This window comes from Methanococcus maripaludis C5, from assembly GCF_000016125.1.
In the GTDB taxonomy this organism is placed as follows: Archaea; AGJL01; Methanococci; order Methanococcales; family Methanococcaceae; genus Methanococcus; species Methanococcus maripaludis_D.
The window spans coordinates 1,433,638-1,452,955 of record NC_009135.1 but is presented as its reverse complement, the minus strand read 5'-3'; the positions used below and the strand labels follow the sequence as shown (position 1 = coordinate 1,452,955).

Sequence of the window (19,318 nt, the reverse complement as noted above, 5' to 3'; positions counted from 1 at the left end):
AATCACTTACCTAAATTTTACCGTTTCTGGTGTTAATGTTGTTTTTAACTGTTTTATTGTGTATAATCCAAGTAAATATGCAATAGATACTGCAATAACGTGTCCCACAATCATTCCAAACCAGACTCCTGTTAATCCCTGGTTAAATGTTACCCCAAAGAGGTATGCCATTGGAACTTGCAGGATTATCGTTCTTAGGAATGATATAAACAATGAATTTTTCCCTCTCGAAACGCCCTGAAACATTGCAGAAGTAAGCACTGCAAGCGGCATTGTTGGGTAGAATACAAACATGTATTTTAAAAATACCAGTAAATCGCCCAAAATATGCACTGAACTTTCTGAGTAGGTAAATAAATACGCAATCTGATTTTCAAATAATAAAATCAACACTGCAACTACTAATTCAATGAGAATTCCCATTTTTATGGCGTATTTATAAGAAATTTCCAATTTTTCAGGGTTTGCAGAGCCGTATGCCGCCCCAGTTACTGCAGTAACTCCTGTTGCAAATCCCACCATAGGAATGATTCCCATGGACACGATCCTCCAGCCTGTTGAGAAAACTGCAATTCCATTATTTCCGCCAGCCTTTGCCACAATCGCAGTCAATAAAAACATTGAAGTGGCCATTGTAAGCTGTGAAACAGAAGCAGGAATTCCTATTGAGAATATTTCTTTTATTATGTTCAAATTCATCTTAAAATCTTTAAAATGAATATTTACAAACGTATCTTTTTTTATGAAAAGCCAGTATACGAATAAAAGGCTAGTAATTAACATAGAAATTAATGTGGCCCATGCGGCACCTGCTATGCCCATATTCAATACATATATAAAAATCGGGTCAAGCACAATATTCAAAACCGATCCAAGAATTATCGCATACATCGCTCTTTTAGTGTCCCCCTCTCCTCTCAAAATTGCATTTGCAATATTTGTAAACAGGAGAATAACAGCACCTCCGAATAAAATTGTAGAATATTCAACTGCCATTGTAACAGTGGTTCCCGATGCTCCGATAACTGAAAAAATGTTCCCCAAAAATGGAATAGCTCCGATTAATAAAATTCCAATGATTATCCCAAGTACAACAGAATGAACTGCAATGTTATCTGCTGCGCTTTTATTTTTCTGCCCAATTCGTCTTGAAATTGCAGAACTCCCCCCAATTCCTACACCATTCGAAAGAGCAATTAGTGCGAAAGAGAATGGAAAGAATAACCCAATTGCCGCAAGGGCATCTGAACCAAGTCCTGCAACCCATATCGCATCGATTATGTTGTATAATGATTGAAAAGACATTGCAATGATCATTGGTACTGAAACTTTTACAATGGCTTTTTTCGGGTCTCCAAGTAGATTTTGAACACCTTTGGTGGTTTTCATTTAAAATCCTCTCCTTCCCATCATCAGAGGACGCATACTTATTTTTGAATTTTCCCGTTCAGCCCTTATTTCCCTTCCAGTCAATTTTATAAAGACATCGTTTAAATTTGGCTTTTTATAGCTTATTTCTTGAATTTTTAAGCCATTTTTTTGTGCGAATTCGAATATTTTTGGAATTTCAGAATCTGCATTTTCAGTGTAGTAGTGTACTCTTCCATCTTCTTTTAGTTCGCACTTTTCCGAATCCAGGTTTTTTGGAAGTTCTTCAAATTTTATAGAAACACAATCATGTCCAACGATTTTTTTAAGCTCGTTTACGGTTCCTTCGGCAATAATTTTTCCGTTATCGATTATCGCAACTTTATCTGCCAAAAGCTCTGCTTCATCCATGTAGTGGGTAGTTAAAAATATAGTCATGTTGTTTCTTTTTCTCATATTTTGGATATACTCCCAGATGTGCGACCTCGTTTGCGGGTCTAGTCCGATTGTTGGTTCATCTAAAAATAAAACTTCGGGTTCGTGAATTAGTGATCTTGCAATTTCAAGTCGTCTAACCATTCCACCACTGAAATTTTTTACAACAGTGTCTTTAACTTCCAAAAGTTCCACAAACTCCAATAATTCATCAATTCTAGTTTTTAATGCTTCTCCTTTGTATCCATATATTTTTCCATGAATGTAAAGATTTTCATAAGCTGTTAATTGATTGTCGAGGGTAGAATCCTGAAAAACAATTCCTATGGTTTTTCTAACTTTTTTAGGGTCTTTAGACGCGTCAAATCCTGAAATTATTGCACTGCCCGATGTTGCTTTAAGTAGTGTTGTTAGCATATTTATTGTAGTGCTTTTTCCAGCGCCATTCGGGCCTAAAAATGCGAAAATTTCCCCTTTTTTAACATTAAATGATACATTATTGACTGCAACATTTTTGTCAAATTTTTTTACCAAGTTTTTTACTTCGATTGCATACATGTTATTCATCTCCGTATTCAATCAAATAACGGATATCTTTCGCACATTTTTGCATTATTTCCCCAATTTTTTTTCTTTTTTCATCATCTATATTCATAAATTCTTCAAATGCCAAATGGACAGCTTTTTTAAGTTCACTTCCACCACCGTTATGGAAATAATAGAGTGCTTCAGATTTTTTCATGCAGTAATCTACTTTTTCACGATTTTCATCCAAAAAGGAATGGCCGGTTTCAGTTAATTTGTAGATTTTTTTTCCACGGTCTTCTGTTTTTTCAACTTCAATCAAACCATTAGTTTTTAGATTTGATAGTATTGGATAAACCATACTTGGACTAACGGAAATTCCCGTAATTTCCCCAATTTTTGAAATCAAAAGATATCCGTGAAGAGGTTCTTCTTCGAGAAACTTTAGTATTAAAATTTTTGTAAGTTCTTTTATTTTTCGGGTATGCTTCATTGTATCACAGAATATATCTTAAGATATATTATAAAAAATATGATATAAAAAGTTAAGTACTGTCGAAACAGTTCTAATTATAACGTTGATAATTACAAACGGTGAAGAAAAAATGGAACTTACGTCAACAGCAATACTGTTGGTTTTTTTAATATTTTGGACAGTTTTGTACCTGATAAACCTTAATAAAGATAAATTAAGGATTAATTTGGATTTAAAAACATACATGGGAATTTTTGGCATTTTAAGGACGCAACTTGGAATGAATACGATAAAAAAACTTGGAAAATACAAGATATGGCAGAAACTTGCATATATTTCAATTCCAGTATGTGTTGCAATAAGTATTTACACATTTTACGCATTTATTCTCTCCACTGTCGGGCTTTTTGGCGGAACCGTTGAAAAAGAAGCCGCTAAACCGATTATATTTTTATTTGGAAACACGATTCCGTGGATTCCAGGAATTATGGCAATTATCATTGGAGTTACAATTCACGAACTCTCACACGGGATTGTCGCAGCATCATTTGGGCAGAAAATAAAAAGTTCTGGACTTTTAATGGCTTTAGGAATTCCTATGGGCGCATTTGTGGAACTTGGGGATGAATTCAAAGATTCAAAACCAAAAATCCGGGGTGCAATTGCAGCAGCAGGCCCAATTTCAAATGTACTTGTATTTTTCCTCGTACTTTTTGCAATGCCTTATTTTACAGGAATGAATTCAAAATTAACGATAACTGAAGTTTTAGAAGACAATCCTGCCTATGGAATAATTTTTGAAGGCGATGTAATTTATTCAATAAACGGAAAAACTGTTAACTCTTTAAATGATTTTTACGATGCAGTAAGTGACATACAACCTGAACAAAGTGTTGAATTAGTCGTTTTAAGAAATAACGAGGTAAATTCGTATTATATAACGACATCTGAAGAAGGAAAAATGGGAATCGTTTCAGAACCTTCAAAAACAGTATTATATATCTTACAAACTCTTTACTGGACGTCTTTATTAAATATGCTCTTAGGATTTTTCAATTTACTTCCAGCAGCCCCTCTTGATGGATATCACATATGGATGGCGTTGCCTGATGCGATAAGGGACTTTAAAAAGAATAACAGGTTAGTTTCAAAACTTGCAAATCTGGTTGGATGGATAATCAGTGAAAGAAATTTAAACTCGATAAGTATATTTGTATGGCTGGTGATACTAGCTTCAATGATATACTCATTCCTTTAAACGTTAATTTTGGGTGAATAATGATAACGATTGCTTGTGTAGAGGGAGGATCCACAGTAAACTCCTTAAAAAAAGCCATTGAAGATTTGGGAGAAAAATGTGATATTTTATTGCTTTCTAGCGATAATTTATTGATAGATACTGAATTTAATGTTGAAACAGATTTGATACATTCAAGGTGCGGTATAGGGGATTATTTAGATAGGCTGACCCTTTTTTCATGGCAGGTTCTAAAAAATCTGGAATCAGAAGGGCACTATTTCATAAATCCACTCGAAACAATTTACAATTCATCAGATAAATTTAAAGCAGCGAAGATAATTAGTAAATGCGGGCTAAAAACTCCAAAAACAGCACTGGTTCGTGATTTTGAGGATGGAAAACACTTTTTAAGCACGACTAACATGGAATATCCTGTAATATTAAAAAATTCATTTTCAAAATGCGGAACGAAAGTGAATCGGGTAAATTCGGATGCGGAATTAAAGAAACTTTCAAGAAATGCAATCTGGGAAAACAAACTGATTCAGGAGTATGTGGATTTTAAAGAAGGAGACACATATAAGGATATGAGAATACTCGTAATTGATGGCGAAGTTGTTGGCGGATATCGAAGAGTTAGTGATAACTTCATAACCAACTTATATTCGGGCGGTCAAATCGAGGCTTTAAACGTATCCTCCGAACTTGAAGAAATTGCTTTAAAGTGTTCTGAGTGCATGAATGGATATATTATGGGAATCGACATCCTACCAAAAGATGGAGAGTACTATATTGTTGAAGTAAATACTGCACCAGGTACAAAGGGATTCCGTTCCCTTGGGATTGATGTCGATAAAAGGATTGCAGAGTGCCTTATAAAATACAAAAAAAGCTAAAAGATGATAAAAGTGTTTGAATCTCTTTTAATTTCTTTTTCATTTGTTATACTTTCTTTAGTGCTGATATTTAAGGAAAAGCTTGGTATCGGAAAAGAAATATTTATTGCAGAAATTATGGCCCTTGTCCAGCTCGTTATTTTAGGATATGTAATTGGGATCATATTTAATCTTGGAATTTATTATGCAGGAATTATGATTCTCTTTATGATATCAGTTTCAGCGTTCATGGTTAAAAGAAACGTAACAAAGGAAAAGAACAGAAAAATTGTTGCAGCAGCATTTTTATCGACTTTTACAATAACAATTATTGCTTTGATTATTTTAACAGTTTCAAAGACGATTTTGTTTGAAGTACGCTATTTAATCCCATTAATGGGTATGGTTATTGGAAATTCTACAAACGCAATGTCAATAGGGCTCGAAAGATTTTTAAGTGATTTAAAGTCTGAAAAAGACGTACTTTGGGGCTATCTTGCACTTGGGGCAACAGAAAAACAATCTGTACACGATTTTGTCAAAAAAGCAGTTCGGGCCGCATTAACCCCCCATTTAAACTCTACAAAAGCAGTAGGTCTTATATTCATTCCTGGTGCAATGGTTGGAATGCTTTTTGCAGGTGTCGATCCATTAGAAGCTGCAAAGGTTCAGATAACTATAATGTGGATGATAATGTCTTCCAATATATTTTCTGTCACGATTGCATGTTATTTACTTTATAACGACTTTATTCATCAAATTTCATAAAAATTAGCACACTTTTCTAAATAATACTATAAAAAATACTGAAGAAACGGCCGCGAGAACTATTGCCACAAGTTTGGCTTCGTACGGTGTTATTGGAATTAGCAAAATAACTATCGCACTAACTATCAACGCAATAATACTTTTATTTGTACTTCTAAATACAAAAAAAACAGACATTGAAATTATTCCGCTTACAAATAAAGGATAGTATATCCCACACAGCCCAAAAACACAGCTAAATACTAGATTGTAAACATTACTGATTACTCCAAAGATTTCTGCAATATTCAAAATTATCCCCCCAGATAATTCCCAAAGAAATATTAGTCTAATAATTTAAAAATGTAACCAAAACAACTTTCTGGTGACTAAATGTTGATCGTTGATATTAACCACGGTGCTTTAGATTTGGCAGTAGAATATGAAAAATCTGGAAAAAAACCTGTAATTTGGGATATTTACGGAAAATTGGATCGAAACGAAGACTTTAAAGAAAAAAATAAGAATACTTTATCAAAATTTAAAATAATTCCAAGAAATGAAATTCCCGATTTTTTAAATTACCGGGAAGTTATTGCACCAGTTCACTGTCCAATGGACGTTAAATTTAAAACATTTCACGATGCAGTTTCTGAAATTATTTCTAAAAAATATCCTGAAATTATCGAAAAAATGATAACAGTAACCGGAGTTAAAGGAAAAACAACAAGCACTGAACTTTTAAAACATCTATTATCTGAAAAATATAATTGTTATTGTCACAACAGTAACGATGGGTCGATTACTCCAGTAACTGTGCTAAATATATTAAATAAATTAAGTGAAAAAGGAAAACTTCAAATTTACGACTTTTTAATATTTGAAATTTCTTTAGGGATAGTTTCTTCAAAATATTCAATATTAACAAATATTTTGGAAAACTATACAATTGCAGGCGGTAGGAGAGGTGCTTCTATAAAGATAGATTCTCTAAAAAATTCCAAAGTCGTTTTTGTTAACGAATACCTTAAAAACAGCTTTAAACTGGATCACAACGCTTTAAAAGTCGTTAAAAATCCAAAAGTAGTTTCAAAATATCCTTTAAAATTTAATTATTTGGAAAATGACTTTGAATTCAATGAATCTGTTTTTGGACGCCACTTTGTAGAAAATTCAAGTTTTGTAATTGAATTATGCTCCAATTTTTTAAGTTTTGACGAGATAAAGATCAGTCTTAAACGATTTAAAATTGAAAACCGAATGAATGTAGAAAAAAAGGGAAATTATACAATTGTTAAAAATATAAACCCGGGGCTTGATTTAAAAGCAATAGATTATGCAGTATCTGATTTTTTAATTGTATTCGATAATGGAACTGTAGTTATTGGCGGGGACTTTGGATGTACTTGTGAAGAAATAAATATCGAAAAACTGGCAGATTTAATAAATCAGTATATCAAAAAAGGCGTTAAAATTGAACTTTCAGGGGATGTTGGTAAAAATTTGAAAAAGTTGGTTAATTTAGAAAGTGTTACTATCAAAAATTACGAATTTAAAAACGATACTTTGGTAATTTACCGCTCGAATTTATGTTAATTATCAATTGATACCGCAGTGTAATCGTACCTATAAGTTCCGCGTACAGGCTCAACTTTTTTATCCACTAAACCGCAGAATATTAATTTTTGAAGTTCGGAATGGAATTCTACATCGTTTGGACTTTTCTTGATGAGGCCTGCTAATTTTGTAACTCCTTGAACGGTTCCGTGTTCTTTTAAAACATTTAAAATCGGGTTATCAATGGGCCCATCAGTAATAAACTCAAATAAGAATTTTTCTCTATCCTTTATCAATTCAGATAGTTTTTTTGCGGATTCCGGTTCTGAATAAACCATGATACTCCATGATTTTTTGTATGCTTCTTTTAAACTTTCTGCAAGTGGAGATATTTCATCGAGTCTATGTTTTCTATCGCCCATCATGACAGTAATTCTGTGTTCTGCCATTTTAGGAGGTTTTGGGATATCTAAAAAGATTCTAGATTCAAAATATTCAGTCATTTCGTTTTCAATTAAACCTATTTCATTTTCAGATAAATTTATTAAGTTCCATCTCTCTTTAGGGGATAATTCATTGTATCTTTGAATCGAAATGCTTTTAAATAAATCCCTATTATCCAATCTCTTCATCATTTCAGTTGCTGAGCTTTCGGATCTTCTGAGGGTACAAATGAGATCAATATCATCCATTACCGATAAATCACTTAATTTGAAGATACTATCCTTTATTGCATCGATCGTCGCGTTTTTAATCATGGTTTCTGAAATTCTGGATGCAGGATGCATGTAAACGGTAGGATACATCTGGTATCGTGCAGTAAGGAGGGACTCAACAGTGGTTCTTCCTTTTTCAATGATTCCAAGTTTATTCGTATCTTCAAGAACCACGATACTTCTAATGAGTCTAGGAATATCAATTGAGCCATATGCTACTCCAGTATGGTGGCTGTCCCTTATTAAATAGTCCATTCTGTCAGCATCGACATCCCCGTGGATCAATGAGCCTTCTAGACCTTTTGAGGAATATACATCTAAAACTTCTTTGGAAGTATAGTTCTCAAAACTCATTTTTTTTATTTTTTCTTTCGTAAATTCTTCATGATTGTATCCTGCAACCTCTAAAGTATGTGAAAAAGGAGGATGTCCAATATCGTGAAGTAAAGCAACGATTTTGGTTAGATTTCTATCAATATTTTCCAAATTTTTGGCAATTTCGCCTGCAACGTGCATTGTACCGATAGAATGTTCAAAACGGGTATGGTTTGCACTGGGATATACTAAGCAAGTAAGTCCGGTCTGCTTAATATTTCTCAATCTCTGAATTTCGGGCATATCTACTATTGAAATCTCTTCTTCATTAAGCTTGATATCTTTGTGGATTGGATCCCTTATTATTTTGAGTTTTGACATGCTACCCAATATATTTAAACAAATATATAAATTTATATGGATATATAGATAGTTTAGTTGATTTTTCGTTTAATTTCGGATTTAGTATAAGTAAAATATATCAAATTTGGATACTACGATATGAAGAACTCAGGTGGCAAAAATGGAATTTAAAAATAACTCATATTTTGTAGATACATTTTCAGAAAATATGTCGATTTCATCAGTACTTAAAAAATACGAAGAAAAACTTTTGGAACTCGAAAAAGATTCTTTTAAGGTAAATGACCCTTATATTTACATAAAATTTTGTTTGTATTCAACTCTAATGTTTAGGATGCTGGAAAAAGAAATTTTAAAATTAAATCTTTCCAAAGAAGAAATAAAAACTGTAAATATCTTTAAAAAATATAAATACCGTGAGTTTGATGCCCCTTATGAAGAAAACTATATTAAATTTACAGTATGGAAAAACGAAGTAGGAACGTTAGTTTACCATTTAAGCGACTTAGGAGATAATGATTCTGCTGATAACGGATGGATCAGAATATATTCTGAGTACGTAATTCGCCCAGAATATTTCAAACAGGTTAAAAAAATTATTTCAAAAATAGTAAAATAAATAAAATTAATTAATATTCTTTTATTTTTTCGCATTATTTGGTTTCTTCAGGAGTTTCAATTTCGGATACTCCAGTAGTTCTTCCGTATTCTTTTGCAAGGTCTCTGTATTCATCCATGTCTTCATCTTTTACCGAAGGAGCAATTCTTTTGAACGCGGCTTCAAAGTGTTTTAATTCAACATGCTCTGAATTGACGTTTTCTCTTAGTGCGATCATCGCAGATTCCCTACAAAGTGCTTCGATGTCTGCACCAGTGTATCCATTAGTTTCTTTTGCAAGTTTTTGGAGATTCACGTCTTTTCCAATAGGCATTCCTTTGGTGTGAACTTTGAATATTTCAAATCTTGCATTTTCGTCAGGAACTGTTACCAAAACGATCCTGTCGAGTCTTCCTGGCCTTAAAAGTGCAGGATCTAATAAGTTCGGCCTATTTGTCGCAGCAATAATTACAACGTCTTTAGGTTCTTCAAGACCATCGAGTTCAGTTAAAAGCTGGTTTACCACTTTTTCGCTAACCCCGCTACCCCCAAAGCTCATTCCTCTTTTTGGAGCTATTGAGTCAATTTCATCAAAGAAAATGACTGTTGGTGCAGCCTGTCTTGCTTTTCTAAATATTTCACGGATTGCTTTTTCGCTTTCTCCAACCCATTTGCTGAATATTTCAGGACCTTTTACGCTTATGAAATTTGCTTCACTTTCGTTTGCAACAGCTTTTGCAAGGAGTGTTTTACCAGTTCCAGGGGGACCGAAGAGTAATACTCCTTTTGGAGGCCTTATTCCCATTCTTTCAAACATTTCCCTGTTTTTAATTGGCCATTCAACAGCTTCTTTTAAGTCCTGTTTAATGTCTTCAAGTCCTCCAACATCACTCCATTTGATATTTGGAACTTCTACCAACACTTCTCTAAGAGCAGATGGCTCTACTTCTTTTAAACCACCTACAAAGTCATCTTTAGTTACTTTAATTTTATCGAGTACTTCTCTAGGAATTTCTTCTTTTTCAAGGTCGATATCGGGGAGTAATCTTCTCAAGGTTTTCATAGCAGCTTCTTTTGAAAGAGCAGCTAAGTCAGCACCTGCAAATCCGTGAGTTTTGTCTGCAAGTTCTTTTACCATGATCTGGTTTAATTTTGATTTTACTTTATCTTCTATGTCTTCATCTTTGAGTATTTTTTCAATTTCTGCTTCTGAAGACGCTTTTTCAACCAATTTAACTGTATTTTCGATCTTAGTTCTTTCAAATTCCCCGATAAGTTCATTTAATACAGGAATTACTTCATTTTTCTCGTAATCTGGCTGAAGAGGCATGTTTCTTGTATGGATCTGTAAAATTTCTTTTCTCGCATGCCTATCGGGAATTCCAATTGTTAATTCCCGATCTAGTCTTCCAGGTCTTCTTAAAGCCATATCAATTGAATCCGGCCTGTTTGTAGCTGCAAGAATTACAACCTGGCCCCTACCTTCTAAACCGTCAAGCAATGTCAAAAGCTGTGCAACCATTCTTCTTTCAACTTCACCGCTAGCTTCATCCCTTTTTGGAGCTACTGCGTCGATTTCGTCAATGAATATGATTGAAGGCGAGTTTTCTTCAGCTTCTTCAAATATTTTTCTTAAATTTTCTTCGGTTTCACCGACGTATTTACTCATTATTTCAGGGCCGTTAATGGTGTAGAAATTAGCACCTGCTTCGTTTGCAACAGCTTTTGCAAGCAATGTTTTACCAGTTCCTGGAGGTCCTGCAAGTAAAACTCCTTTTGGAGGTTCGATACCAAGTTTATCAAATAATTCCGGGTATCTCATTGGAAGTTCAACCATTTCCCTGATTTTTTTGACTTCTTCTTTTAAACCACCAATGTCTTCATAGGTTACATTTGGAACTTTGGTTTCTTTTAATTCTGTAACCGGTTCAGTTTTTAACTCAATTTGAGTATATTCGTTAATTTTTACAGGTCCTTTTGGAGTAGTTCCTGTTACGATAAATGGAAATGCAGTTCCCAAAACTCCAATTACTACTTTGGATCCTTTATCGACAACCTGATCTACAAGCCTGCTTCCAACATAGCTTTCAAATCCTGTGCTGAATCTTACAGCCTGCATTGGAGCTAGTGTTACCTTTTTAGCTTCTTTTACTTCCACTACGGTAATTTTTACCTTATCCCCAATACCTGCTTTAGTATTTTGTCTTAAAATACCGTCCATTCTTATGATACCTTTACCCTGGTCTTCAAGGTACCCTCTCCAAACGGTTGCGTAGGTTTTTTCCTTCCCTGCAATTTCTATTGCATCTCCGGCTTTTATTGATAATTTCTCCATTGTTAATGGATCAATTCTTACAATTCCCTTACCTACATCTCCCTGATAGGCTTCTGCAACTACTAAGTCTACCATATACACACCTCGCAAGTATAATTCGATAAATGTTGATATTTTTTATTAATTAAACTTAATAATCATTTGAGGTTCTATATATAGGTTTCGGTAATATACTATTAATTAATTCGAATTATTCTCCTCCGGCAGGGTCGTGGATGTGGTATCTGTAGTATCTTGTAAATCCACAGTTTCTACATCTTACATATATTCCATTTTCAGTAATCAATATATCTTGAGGACCAAATTCGCCGCATTTGGCGCATTCGACATCTTTTTGGAGTACCCAATTATCGTATTTTCTTTTAACGTTTAATTCTTCTTTTAAAAGATCTTCATCTTCAATATCTGCTTTTTTAATTATGTAATATCTTGTAGCATTACAATTACTGCATCTGACTAACGCCTGATTTGGATAAATTTCAATAATTTGATCTGCAACTTTTCCGCAACTGTAGCATTTTGTAGAATGGCTTAATTTCCAGTTTTCCATGAAATCCCCCTTTTAGTTATAAATTTAAAATATGTGGGCGAAATTATTTATAAATTTCTAAAAAAGTTAACATTTCAAATTAATCTATCGAAGAATGTTTAAAAAGAGTATTGGGGTAAAAAACTGGTTTTTAATTATTTATTGAAGTATTCAACCGCATTTTTAAATATTTGAAGATTACTTTCAATAAATTCGGGAATAATTTCTCTATTTCTTTTAGCAATTTCTTTTTTAAGTTGGTATTCTGGTTCACTTATCGAATAAAGTGACCTTTCCGGATGCGGCATTAAACCCATGATTCTCCCGGTTTTGTCACAAATTCCTGCAATATCGTAGTAAGCACCGTTTGGATTTAGTGGGTACTCTTGGTTAGCAGAATTTCCTTCAGAATCGCAGTAACTAAATACAATCTGCTTATTTTCTTTTAATTCGAAATAGGTTTTTTCATCGCAGTAGAATCTACCTTCTCCGTGAGCAATTGGAACGTGTGTTATAGTAATTCCTTTTGTAAATACACAAATGGAATCATTTTCTTTAACGTGCACCCATCTGCATTCGTATCTATTGTTCGTATTTGCTTCAAGTGCACTAATTCTTTCCCCGTAATCGGTTGAAGGAAGTGCAAATAATCCCAAATTGGTCATTACCTGAAATCCATTACATATTCCTAAAATCAATTTTCCAGAATTAATAAATTCTTTTAAATCGTCAAATAAGTTGTTTTTAATTTTATTTGCAAATGCGTTACCTGATCCAGTATCGTCCCCGTATGAGAACCCTCCTGGAAACATAATTATTTCATAATCTGCCATTTTCTTTTTTCCGGCGATTAAATCGTTAATGTGGACAATGTCCGTTTCTGCACCAGCTTTTTGGAATGCGTGGGCGGTTTCTGTTTCACAATTTATGCCGTATCCAGACATTACAAGTACTTTTGGAACCACTTTTATCACCTAGAAATCTTCAAATCTACTTCTGTACACTTCGTCCATGTTTTCAAGGCTTGAAGTTATCACAATATCTTCATTATTCTTAATTACAAATTCTTTTTCGGTAACTTTTCCGATTTTTCCTATTTTGAATTCTTTCATTAAATTTTCAAATTCTTTTTCATTTTCGGGAGCAATAGTAACTATAAATCTTGATTGTGTTTCAGAATACATGATTTTTCCAAAGTCAAGATTTTCATTTGGAGCTTTTGATAAATCAGCTTCTAATCCAAGCATACCTGAAATTGCCATTTTTGCAAGAGTAATTGCGAGTCCTCCGGCAGCAACTGACGCACAGGAGCTAAATATTCCTTTCTGGCTTAATTCGTACATTTTTTCGTACAATTTTCTAGCGGATTTTGCATCAACTTTCGGAGATTTTCCACCAACTTCACCAAATGCATGGTAGAACTCACTTCCACCGCATTCGTCTTTAGTTTCTCCGATAACGTAAATTAAATCGTCTTTCAATTTTAAATCCATTGAGTTTGTTTTTTCCACGTTATCGATTACACCAAGGGCTGACATCATCAAAGTGGGGTGCACTGAAATTTTAATCTGGTTGTTATTTTCGTCAAATCCTTTAAAATCATTAAACATGCTGTCTTTTCCAGAAATTAATGGAGTAAGATAGATTTTTGCATAATCGTAGCATGATTTTGCAGCATCTTTTAATTGATACAATCTTTCGGGCTCATCTGAACTGCACCAGCAGAAATTGTCCATAATTGCGATATGGTTTATGTTTCCGCCAACTGCAACACAGTTTCTAATTGCTGTATCCAGTGCACAAGCAGCCATGTCGTAGCAGCTAATTTCGCTCAATCTTGGGAAAAGTGACTGGCTCATTACAAGTCCTTTTTGGCTACTCAAAAGGGGCCTTATAACTGAAGCAGCTCCATTTACTCTTCCTTTTCCTTGAAGTGGTTTTATTACTGAATTATTCTGTACTTCGTGGTCGTACTGTTTTGAAATGTACTCGAAGCTGCAGTTGTTGTGGTTTCCAAGTATTTTTTCAAAAGTTTTTAGCTGGTTTTTAACAGTAATTTCTGGTTCTTCTGTTTTGTAGGGGTACGGTTTTGTTATTAACTTTCTTTTTGGAAGTCCGTTGTGTAAAAAGTCCATATTTAAATCCATTATGGTCTTTCCGTTATAGTTTACAACTGCTCTATCAGTATTGTTAAATTTACCGATTACAACAGCTTCAACGCCCCTTATTTTCATTAAATCCATGAATTCTTCTAATTTATCATCTGAAACGGATAGCGTAACTCGTTCTTGAGATTCACTTATCCAGATTTCCCAAGGTTCAAGTCCAGGGTATTTTAAAGGAACTTCTTCAAGTTCTACAACGAAACCGCCACATTCTTCTGCCATTTCTGCAACTGAACAGGAAATTCCTCCTGCACCGTTGTCCGTGATACTGTTGTAAAGTTCCCTATCTCGTGCTTCCTTAATTACTGCATCAGAGAGTTTTTTCTGGGTAATTGGGTCTCCAATCTGAACTGCAGTTGCAGGGCTTCCTTCATCCATTGCTTCTGAGGAGAATGTTGCACCGTGAATTCCATCTTTTCCAACTCTTCCGCCGATAATTACAATGTTATCTCCATTTTCAGCCGCTTTTTCGTGGCTTAATCTTCCATCTGGAAGTTTTCTTGGAATTAAACCGATAGTTCCAACGAATACGAGAGGTTTTCCTTTATAAGTATCGTCAAAGTAGACAAATCCATTAGGGGTTGGAATTCCGGACTGGTTTCCACCAACATTTACGCCGTGAACGATTCCATCAAGTATTCTTCTTGGAAGAAGTGATGGGTTTGATTTATTCTGGCCCCTGTAGATTATTTTTGTATCTTCGGGTCTTCCAACGCAGAATCCGTATTTATTTGCAACAGGAAGTGCTCCAAGGCCAAATCCGACAGTATCCCGATTAACTCCAACAATTCCTGTAATTGCACCACCAAAAGGGTCAAGTGCTGAAGGGCTGTTGTGAGTTTCTGCTTTATCAGTTACCATCCATTCATCGTCAAAGATGATTCCACCAGAGTTATCTGAAAATACTGAAATACAGAAGTCTTTTTCACCAAGTTCTTCCCTTATTTCATTTGTGGCATTTCTTATGTACTTTTTAAATATTCCTTCTTCGATATCGTCGATTTGGGATGCAAAAATGGTATGTTTACAGTGTTCAGACCATGTCTGAGCAAGTGCTTCTAACTCGATATCTGTAGGGTTTCTGCCTTCTTTTTGGTAGTATTTTTTTATTGCAGTGATGTAATCAAGATCAAGTGCGAGAGGGCCTCTTCTTTCGCCAGTTTCTGGATCCAATATTCCTTTTTTACCGATTTCGATTAATTCATCATCGCTAACATTTAGGCTGATTTCAATAACCTTTGGTTCAGACGTTAAGTTTACTTTTGGAATAATGTAGTCCATTCCGCAGTCTTTAACGTAATTATCATAGGTTTTTATGTGGTATCTCTCGATTAAAATGTTGATAAGCTCTTCTGCAATTTTTTCAACGTCGTGTTTCGCTAAATTTCCGCTTAAATATACTACTTTTGATGAAAATACCTTGCTGAGTCCAATATTGATTTTTAAAAGATCGTTAATGATTTCAGTGGTCGTGTTTGCAACGTTGTCAGTAACTCCTGGTAAAAATCCAAGTTCAAGTGTCCAGTCGAATTTATTATTGGACGGAACGTTAATCCGGGGTATTTCGGTTACTGGATTATGGAGTGAATTCGCAATTTTTTCAACATCCTCAATTGAAAAATCGTAGTTTATCGTGTAGACCTTGCTTACATCTACTGATACATCGTATCCAAGTTCAGATAGCTTTTTTTCGATTCCCGTTGCTTCAGAACTTTTTTCTTTCGTATCTATCTCAATTCTGTATATTTTTCCGTTGTTTTCAGCATTAATCGTTTGCATGAATACGTCCCTCGTAGTAAATTAAGGATAATAACAATAATCTAATGTATAAATTTTTTCTGTCGATAACAAGAATAGAATATAATAAAACTAGATGAATTCAAGGTTTAAATAAATAACATAAATCCTGAATTTTTAAAATCTTTTAAAATTAAGAATTAGGAAAAAAGTAATTTATTTTCTCGCAGCTCCTGCATCTTCAAAACCCTGTCTTAAACCTTTACCTGCACTTTTTTGCAAAAATTCCGGTTTAAAAAGCATGTAGTATACGTTTTCAGCATGTTCTTCAGCTCTTCTTTTTGCAAGCCAGTCCAATTCTTTTCCGTTCACGGCTTCATCTTCATGAACAAAAACTTCAATAATATGTTTATTGGTCATCAACTGGGCCATCATCAGACCTTGAGATGCTTCATGGGCACAGACTTTGTCTTTGTCCTTTCCGCCAGGCATTCCAAGAGCCATTGTAATTTCACAGCCCTGTTCTTCCATCAATTTTTTGCATGCAACAGGAAGGTCTTTCATTCCTGGAACCGTGTACCTTATTATTTTGATATTGGAAGTCATTTCGTTTAGTTTTTTAATTGCAGCAGATGCCATGTCGACCCGTGCAAATGTCGTGTCTGCAATGCCTACTTTGACTGTCATGATTATCCCCATAATAAAATTGAATCTACAAAGTTATAGCTTATTTAAACTATAAAAAACATGTCACAAAGTTAATTTAAAAACACTTTTAAAAAAGTAAATATAAAAAAGAATAATAATTTTTAAAAAACTCAAAAAGGCTTATTTTTTAGCTTTTTTAGCTTTCCTGCCTTTTTTAGCTTTATTTTCTCTTTCTTCAATTTTTGAAATTGCATCGTGGTATAAGTCCTTGTAAACTGCCGCTTTACTGAAAAGTTCTTTAATTTTGTTTTTATTCTTTTTAGCCTGCACAGTATGCTTCATTTTAAAATGCATGGCCCCAGATCTCATATTCGATGGTAAAATAAATTCCATATTCCCCCTCTGGTTTTTGTTGACGATGATAAATTTATTTTTAGGGGTATTTATCTATATCCATAAATCAATAAATACGGCGGATTTATCAAAGAAAATCAATGAAAAAGAGCAATTACGGGGTAAATTTTAAAAAAAGAAGATAAATTCGAGTGAATTCAAAAATGAATTATTCTTTTGAGAATTCACTGAGGTAGTATTCAATTAATTCTTGACCGTTTATTGTAACGAGATCGTTTTCTTCAGCGTACTTTTTAACTAATTCTTTTGACATTGCTTTTCCATTATCTCCCATCATTTCGCAGATGGTGGTGATTGGAGTAAGTCCAGCCATTTCTGCAAGTGCAACAGTCATTTCGGTATGGCCTTGCCTGTTTTTAACAAGTCCTTTTGTAGCTCTTAAAAATGCAACGTGGCCAGGACACCTGAATTCTTTTCCAAAATCGTTAAATCTTTCTTCGCTACAGAGTTCTGTTATTTTTTTAACAGTTAGTGCTCTATCGTTATCTGTAATTCCTGTGAATGTTTTTCTGTGGTTTGCATAAAGTGCAAATGTTGATTTTTCATCATAAGGAATGTCGTTTGGATATAATTCTTTTAAAACAGGGTATTTTTCAGCTGCAACATCTAAAATGTCAACCATGAATGGAATACCGAGTTTATCACAGAAATCAGGGTGAAGGCAGGTGCAGATTAATCCTCCTGCATTTTTTCTCATTTCTCGAATATGTTCTGGAGTAACGAACTCTGATGCTACAACCATGTCGGTTTCCCCTTCCCTATCATCGCTATCGTAAAGTAATACTATTTTTCCACTTTTTAGAGCATCAATTGCTTTTTCGATGTTACTGATTTTTTCATCTCCAGATATTTTTACTTCTGAATTTCTCGCATTTTTTGAATCTGTTGTCACATTATCACACTATTATTTTTAAGTTTTTACCAATCTGTTTTTAAGACTATATATCTGTTAGGATACGGATTTAGGATTTAAAAATAAAAATAAAAAAAGAGTAAAATTGACCCAATTATTTTAAATTACGATTTTTACAACATTGGAATTATTCAATGATAAAAATTTTCGAAGCTGAATCGGTGCAATAATTTCCAAGGTTTTTTTAGAATGATCGGTCTTTTTTGGGGCAACAATTGCACAATTTACAAAATTTCCGTGTTTATTGAATAGTTTTATTAAAAGTACCTTTCCGCCAAAGTATCTTTTCCCGTTGATTTCAAATCCGTCGAATTCTATTGGATTAAAGTTATCTAAATTGAAATTATGCTTTAATTTTACATTCAATGTTCCTTCAAACGGAATAAATCCAGTTAATTCTTCAAACTTGTTTTTATAGGGGGTTAATCCAACAAAAAACCTGCCTTCTCCAAGCCCGCTTACGACATTCCCAAAAATTTCCAAAAGTGTCACCGTCACTATATATAATTTGAAACCGTTAGTATCTATTCAAAAAATATTATCTAATAATTTTATTTTATCGCATAAATATTTGGTATATTCGGGTGATTATTTGATTGGCATTATTGGCGGAACAGGGATTTCTTCAATATTAAACAAGGGCGAAGAAAGAATTATTGATACAAAATACGGAAAATCTAAAGTTTTAATCGATAAAGAAAGCGATGTCGTATTACTTTTTAGACACGGGGCTGAACACAACACTCCCCCACATAAAATAAATTATCGTGCAAATATCTGCGCTTTAAAGACGCTTGGTGTTGAAAGGATCTTAGCATTAAGTTCAGTTGGCTCACTTCGTGAAGACGTGGTTCCAGGAGACTTTTTAATTCCAAACGACTTTTTAGAATTTACAAAAGCAAGAAAAGGTACATTCTATGACGGGAACAATGGAAAAGTCGTTCATATTGATGTAACTGAGCCGTACTGTCCAGAATTAAAAGAAGTTACAAAAGAAATTCTCAAAAAAAGAGATTACAAGTTTGATGAAGGCGTTTACGTCTGTACGGAAGGCCCTAGATTTGAAACAAAAACAGAAATTCAGATATATAAAAATTGGGGCCATGTTGTTGGAATGACAGCTTACCCTGAAGTAGTTTTGGCAAGGGAAATGGAAATGTGTTACACTTCAGTTTGTAATGTTTCAAATTATGCGGCAGGAATTTCTAAAAATGTTTTAACAGTTGACGAAGTTTTAGAAACTCTGAAAGAAATGGAAGAAAAGATTTTAAATGTTGTTGACGACTTTATTAATTATGAGTTTAGTGAAAGAACGTGTTTTTGTAAATCTGCACTCGAAAACGCGGTAATGTAAAAGGGATAT

At 34.0% G+C, this 19,318-nt stretch carries 19 protein-coding genes; 6 read left to right on the top strand and 13 right to left on the bottom strand.

Going from position 1 to position 19,318, the window contains the following annotated elements; translation table 11 throughout:
- Positions 1–6: 6 nt before the first annotated feature.
- From MMARC5_RS07660 to MMARC5_RS07650, 3 genes are read right to left on the bottom strand one after another with little or no spacing between them, the layout of a single operon-like run.
- Positions 7–1,389, bottom strand: coding sequence for an MATE family efflux transporter (locus MMARC5_RS07660; protein ID WP_011869255.1), 1,383 nt, complete (start codon positions 1,387–1,389; stop codon positions 7–9).
- Positions 1,390–2,361, bottom strand: coding sequence for a daunorubicin resistance protein DrrA family ABC transporter ATP-binding protein (locus tag MMARC5_RS07655; protein WP_011869254.1), 972 nt, complete (start codon positions 2,359–2,361; stop codon positions 1,390–1,392).
- Position 2,362: 1 nt separating this feature from the next.
- Positions 2,363–2,821, bottom strand: coding sequence for a PadR family transcriptional regulator (locus MMARC5_RS07650; protein WP_011869253.1), 459 nt, complete (start codon positions 2,819–2,821; stop codon positions 2,363–2,365).
- Positions 2,822–2,933: 112 nt separating this feature from the next.
- Here MMARC5_RS07650 and MMARC5_RS07645 point away from each other — a divergent pair, with 112 nt between their 5' ends.
- The 3 genes from MMARC5_RS07645 to MMARC5_RS07635 are packed head-to-tail and all read left to right on the top strand — an operon-like array spanning position 2,934 to position 5,686.
- On the top strand, positions 2,934–4,061 hold the full coding sequence (locus tag MMARC5_RS07645; protein ID WP_011869252.1) for a site-2 protease family protein: 1,128 nt from the start codon (positions 2,934–2,936) through the stop codon (positions 4,059–4,061).
- 20 nt (positions 4,062–4,081) lie between these two features.
- Positions 4,082–4,939, top strand: coding sequence for a coenzyme gamma-F420-2:alpha-L-glutamate ligase (gene cofF, locus MMARC5_RS07640; protein WP_011869251.1), 858 nt, complete (start codon positions 4,082–4,084; stop codon positions 4,937–4,939).
- 3 nt (positions 4,940–4,942) lie between these two features.
- Positions 4,943–5,686, top strand: coding sequence for an ABC transporter permease (locus tag MMARC5_RS07635; protein WP_011869250.1), 744 nt, complete (start codon positions 4,943–4,945; stop codon positions 5,684–5,686).
- 3 nt (positions 5,687–5,689) lie between these two features.
- On the opposite strand, the gene MMARC5_RS07630 is transcribed toward MMARC5_RS07635, so the two are convergent.
- Positions 5,690–5,977, bottom strand: coding sequence for a hypothetical protein (locus tag MMARC5_RS07630; protein ID WP_011869249.1), 288 nt, complete (start codon positions 5,975–5,977; stop codon positions 5,690–5,692).
- 81 nt (positions 5,978–6,058) lie between these two features.
- Here MMARC5_RS07630 and cfbE point away from each other — a divergent pair, with 81 nt between their 5' ends.
- Entirely contained in the window at positions 6,059–7,261 is a 1,203-nt protein-coding gene (cfbE, locus tag MMARC5_RS07625; RefSeq protein ID WP_011869248.1) for a coenzyme F430 synthase, read from the top strand.
- Here the strand turns inward: cfbE and MMARC5_RS07620 are convergent.
- A complete protein-coding gene (locus MMARC5_RS07620; RefSeq protein WP_011869247.1) occupies positions 7,258–8,634 on the bottom strand; it encodes an HD domain-containing protein in 1,377 nt (458 codons plus the stop codon). The two genes, cfbE and MMARC5_RS07620, sit on opposite strands and share 4 nt — an antisense overlap.
- A 142-nt stretch (positions 8,635–8,776) precedes the next feature.
- On the opposite strand from MMARC5_RS07620, the gene MMARC5_RS07615 reads away from it, so the two are divergent.
- The gene (locus MMARC5_RS07615) at positions 8,777–9,235 is read left to right on the top strand and encodes a hypothetical protein (RefSeq protein ID WP_011869246.1); all 459 of its coding nucleotides are present in this window, start codon (positions 8,777–8,779) and stop codon (positions 9,233–9,235) included.
- Between the two features lie 34 nt (positions 9,236–9,269).
- Here MMARC5_RS07615 and MMARC5_RS07610 read toward each other — a convergent pair whose 3' ends face one another.
- The 8 genes from MMARC5_RS07610 to ribK all read right to left on the bottom strand — a co-directional run bounded on the left by MMARC5_RS07610 (position 9,270) and on the right by ribK (position 18,438).
- Entirely contained in the window at positions 9,270–11,624 is a 2,355-nt protein-coding gene (locus tag MMARC5_RS07610; RefSeq protein ID WP_011869245.1) for a CDC48 family AAA ATPase, read from the bottom strand.
- 115 nt (positions 11,625–11,739) lie between these two features.
- Positions 11,740–12,099, bottom strand: coding sequence for a hypothetical protein (locus tag MMARC5_RS07605; RefSeq protein ID WP_011869244.1), 360 nt, complete (start codon positions 12,097–12,099; stop codon positions 11,740–11,742).
- Between the two features lie 134 nt (positions 12,100–12,233).
- The gene (gene purQ, locus MMARC5_RS07600) at positions 12,234–13,043 is read right to left on the bottom strand and encodes a phosphoribosylformylglycinamidine synthase I (RefSeq protein ID WP_011869243.1); all 810 of its coding nucleotides are present in this window, start codon (positions 13,041–13,043) and stop codon (positions 12,234–12,236) included.
- A 9-nt stretch (positions 13,044–13,052) separates the two neighbouring features.
- A complete protein-coding gene (locus MMARC5_RS07595) occupies positions 13,053–16,022 on the bottom strand; it encodes a phosphoribosylformylglycinamidine synthase subunit PurL (protein WP_011869242.1) in 2,970 nt (989 codons plus the stop codon).
- A gap of 174 nt (positions 16,023–16,196) precedes the next feature.
- Positions 16,197–16,667 carry a riboflavin synthase gene (gene ribC, locus MMARC5_RS07590; RefSeq protein ID WP_011170124.1) on the bottom strand — a complete coding sequence of 157 codons (471 nt, stop codon included), beginning with the start codon at positions 16,665–16,667 and terminating at the stop codon, positions 16,197–16,199.
- 141 nt (positions 16,668–16,808) lie between these two features.
- On the bottom strand, positions 16,809–17,021 hold the full coding sequence (locus MMARC5_RS07585) for a hypothetical protein (protein WP_011869241.1): 213 nt from the start codon (positions 17,019–17,021) through the stop codon (positions 16,809–16,811).
- 169 nt (positions 17,022–17,190) lie between these two features.
- Complete coding sequence (gene ribB, locus MMARC5_RS07580) at positions 17,191–17,934, bottom strand: 3,4-dihydroxy-2-butanone-4-phosphate synthase (RefSeq protein ID WP_011869240.1); 744 nt, start codon at positions 17,932–17,934, stop codon at positions 17,191–17,193.
- A 120-nt stretch (positions 17,935–18,054) separates the two neighbouring features.
- Entirely contained in the window at positions 18,055–18,438 is a 384-nt protein-coding gene (gene ribK / locus MMARC5_RS07575) for a CTP-dependent riboflavin kinase (RefSeq protein WP_048058521.1), read from the bottom strand.
- A gap of 109 nt (positions 18,439–18,547) precedes the next feature.
- Between ribK and MMARC5_RS07570 the strand changes: the two genes are divergently transcribed.
- The gene (locus MMARC5_RS07570; RefSeq protein ID WP_011869238.1) at positions 18,548–19,309 is read left to right on the top strand and encodes an MTAP family purine nucleoside phosphorylase; all 762 of its coding nucleotides are present in this window, start codon (positions 18,548–18,550) and stop codon (positions 19,307–19,309) included.
- Positions 19,310–19,318: the final 9 nt, after the last annotated feature.

What these genes read in the sequence shown, in the direction of transcription:
- MMARC5_RS07660 (WP_011869255.1), bottom strand. Translation starts at nt 1,389, where the DNA reads ATGAAAACCACCAAAGGTGTTCAAAATCTACTTGGAGACCCGAAAAAA.
- MMARC5_RS07655 (WP_011869254.1), bottom strand. Translation starts at nt 2,361, where the DNA reads ATGTATGCAATCGAAGTAAAAAACTTGGTAAAAAAATTTGACAAAAAT.
- MMARC5_RS07650 (WP_011869253.1), bottom strand. Translation starts at nt 2,821, where the DNA reads ATGAAGCATACCCGAAAAATAAAAGAACTTACAAAAATTTTAATACTA.
- MMARC5_RS07645 (WP_011869252.1), top strand. Translation starts at nt 2,934, where the DNA reads ATGGAACTTACGTCAACAGCAATACTGTTGGTTTTTTTAATATTTTGG.
- cofF (WP_011869251.1), top strand. Translation starts at nt 4,082, where the DNA reads ATGATAACGATTGCTTGTGTAGAGGGAGGATCCACAGTAAACTCCTTA.
- MMARC5_RS07635 (WP_011869250.1), top strand. Translation starts at nt 4,943, where the DNA reads ATGATAAAAGTGTTTGAATCTCTTTTAATTTCTTTTTCATTTGTTATA.
- cfbE (WP_011869248.1), top strand. Translation starts at nt 6,059, where the DNA reads ATGTTGATCGTTGATATTAACCACGGTGCTTTAGATTTGGCAGTAGAA.
- MMARC5_RS07620 (WP_011869247.1), bottom strand. Translation starts at nt 8,634, where the DNA reads ATGTCAAAACTCAAAATAATAAGGGATCCAATCCACAAAGATATCAAG.
- MMARC5_RS07615 (WP_011869246.1), top strand. Translation starts at nt 8,777, where the DNA reads ATGGAATTTAAAAATAACTCATATTTTGTAGATACATTTTCAGAAAAT.
- MMARC5_RS07610 (WP_011869245.1), bottom strand. Translation starts at nt 11,624, where the DNA reads ATGGTAGACTTAGTAGTTGCAGAAGCCTATCAGGGAGATGTAGGTAAG.
- MMARC5_RS07605 (WP_011869244.1), bottom strand. Translation starts at nt 12,099, where the DNA reads ATGGAAAACTGGAAATTAAGCCATTCTACAAAATGCTACAGTTGCGGA.
- MMARC5_RS07595 (WP_011869242.1), bottom strand. Translation starts at nt 16,022, where the DNA reads ATGCAAACGATTAATGCTGAAAACAACGGAAAAATATACAGAATTGAG.
- ribC (WP_011170124.1), bottom strand. Translation starts at nt 16,667, where the DNA reads ATGACAGTCAAAGTAGGCATTGCAGACACGACATTTGCACGGGTCGAC.
- MMARC5_RS07585 (WP_011869241.1), bottom strand. Translation starts at nt 17,021, where the DNA reads ATGGAATTTATTTTACCATCGAATATGAGATCTGGGGCCATGCATTTT.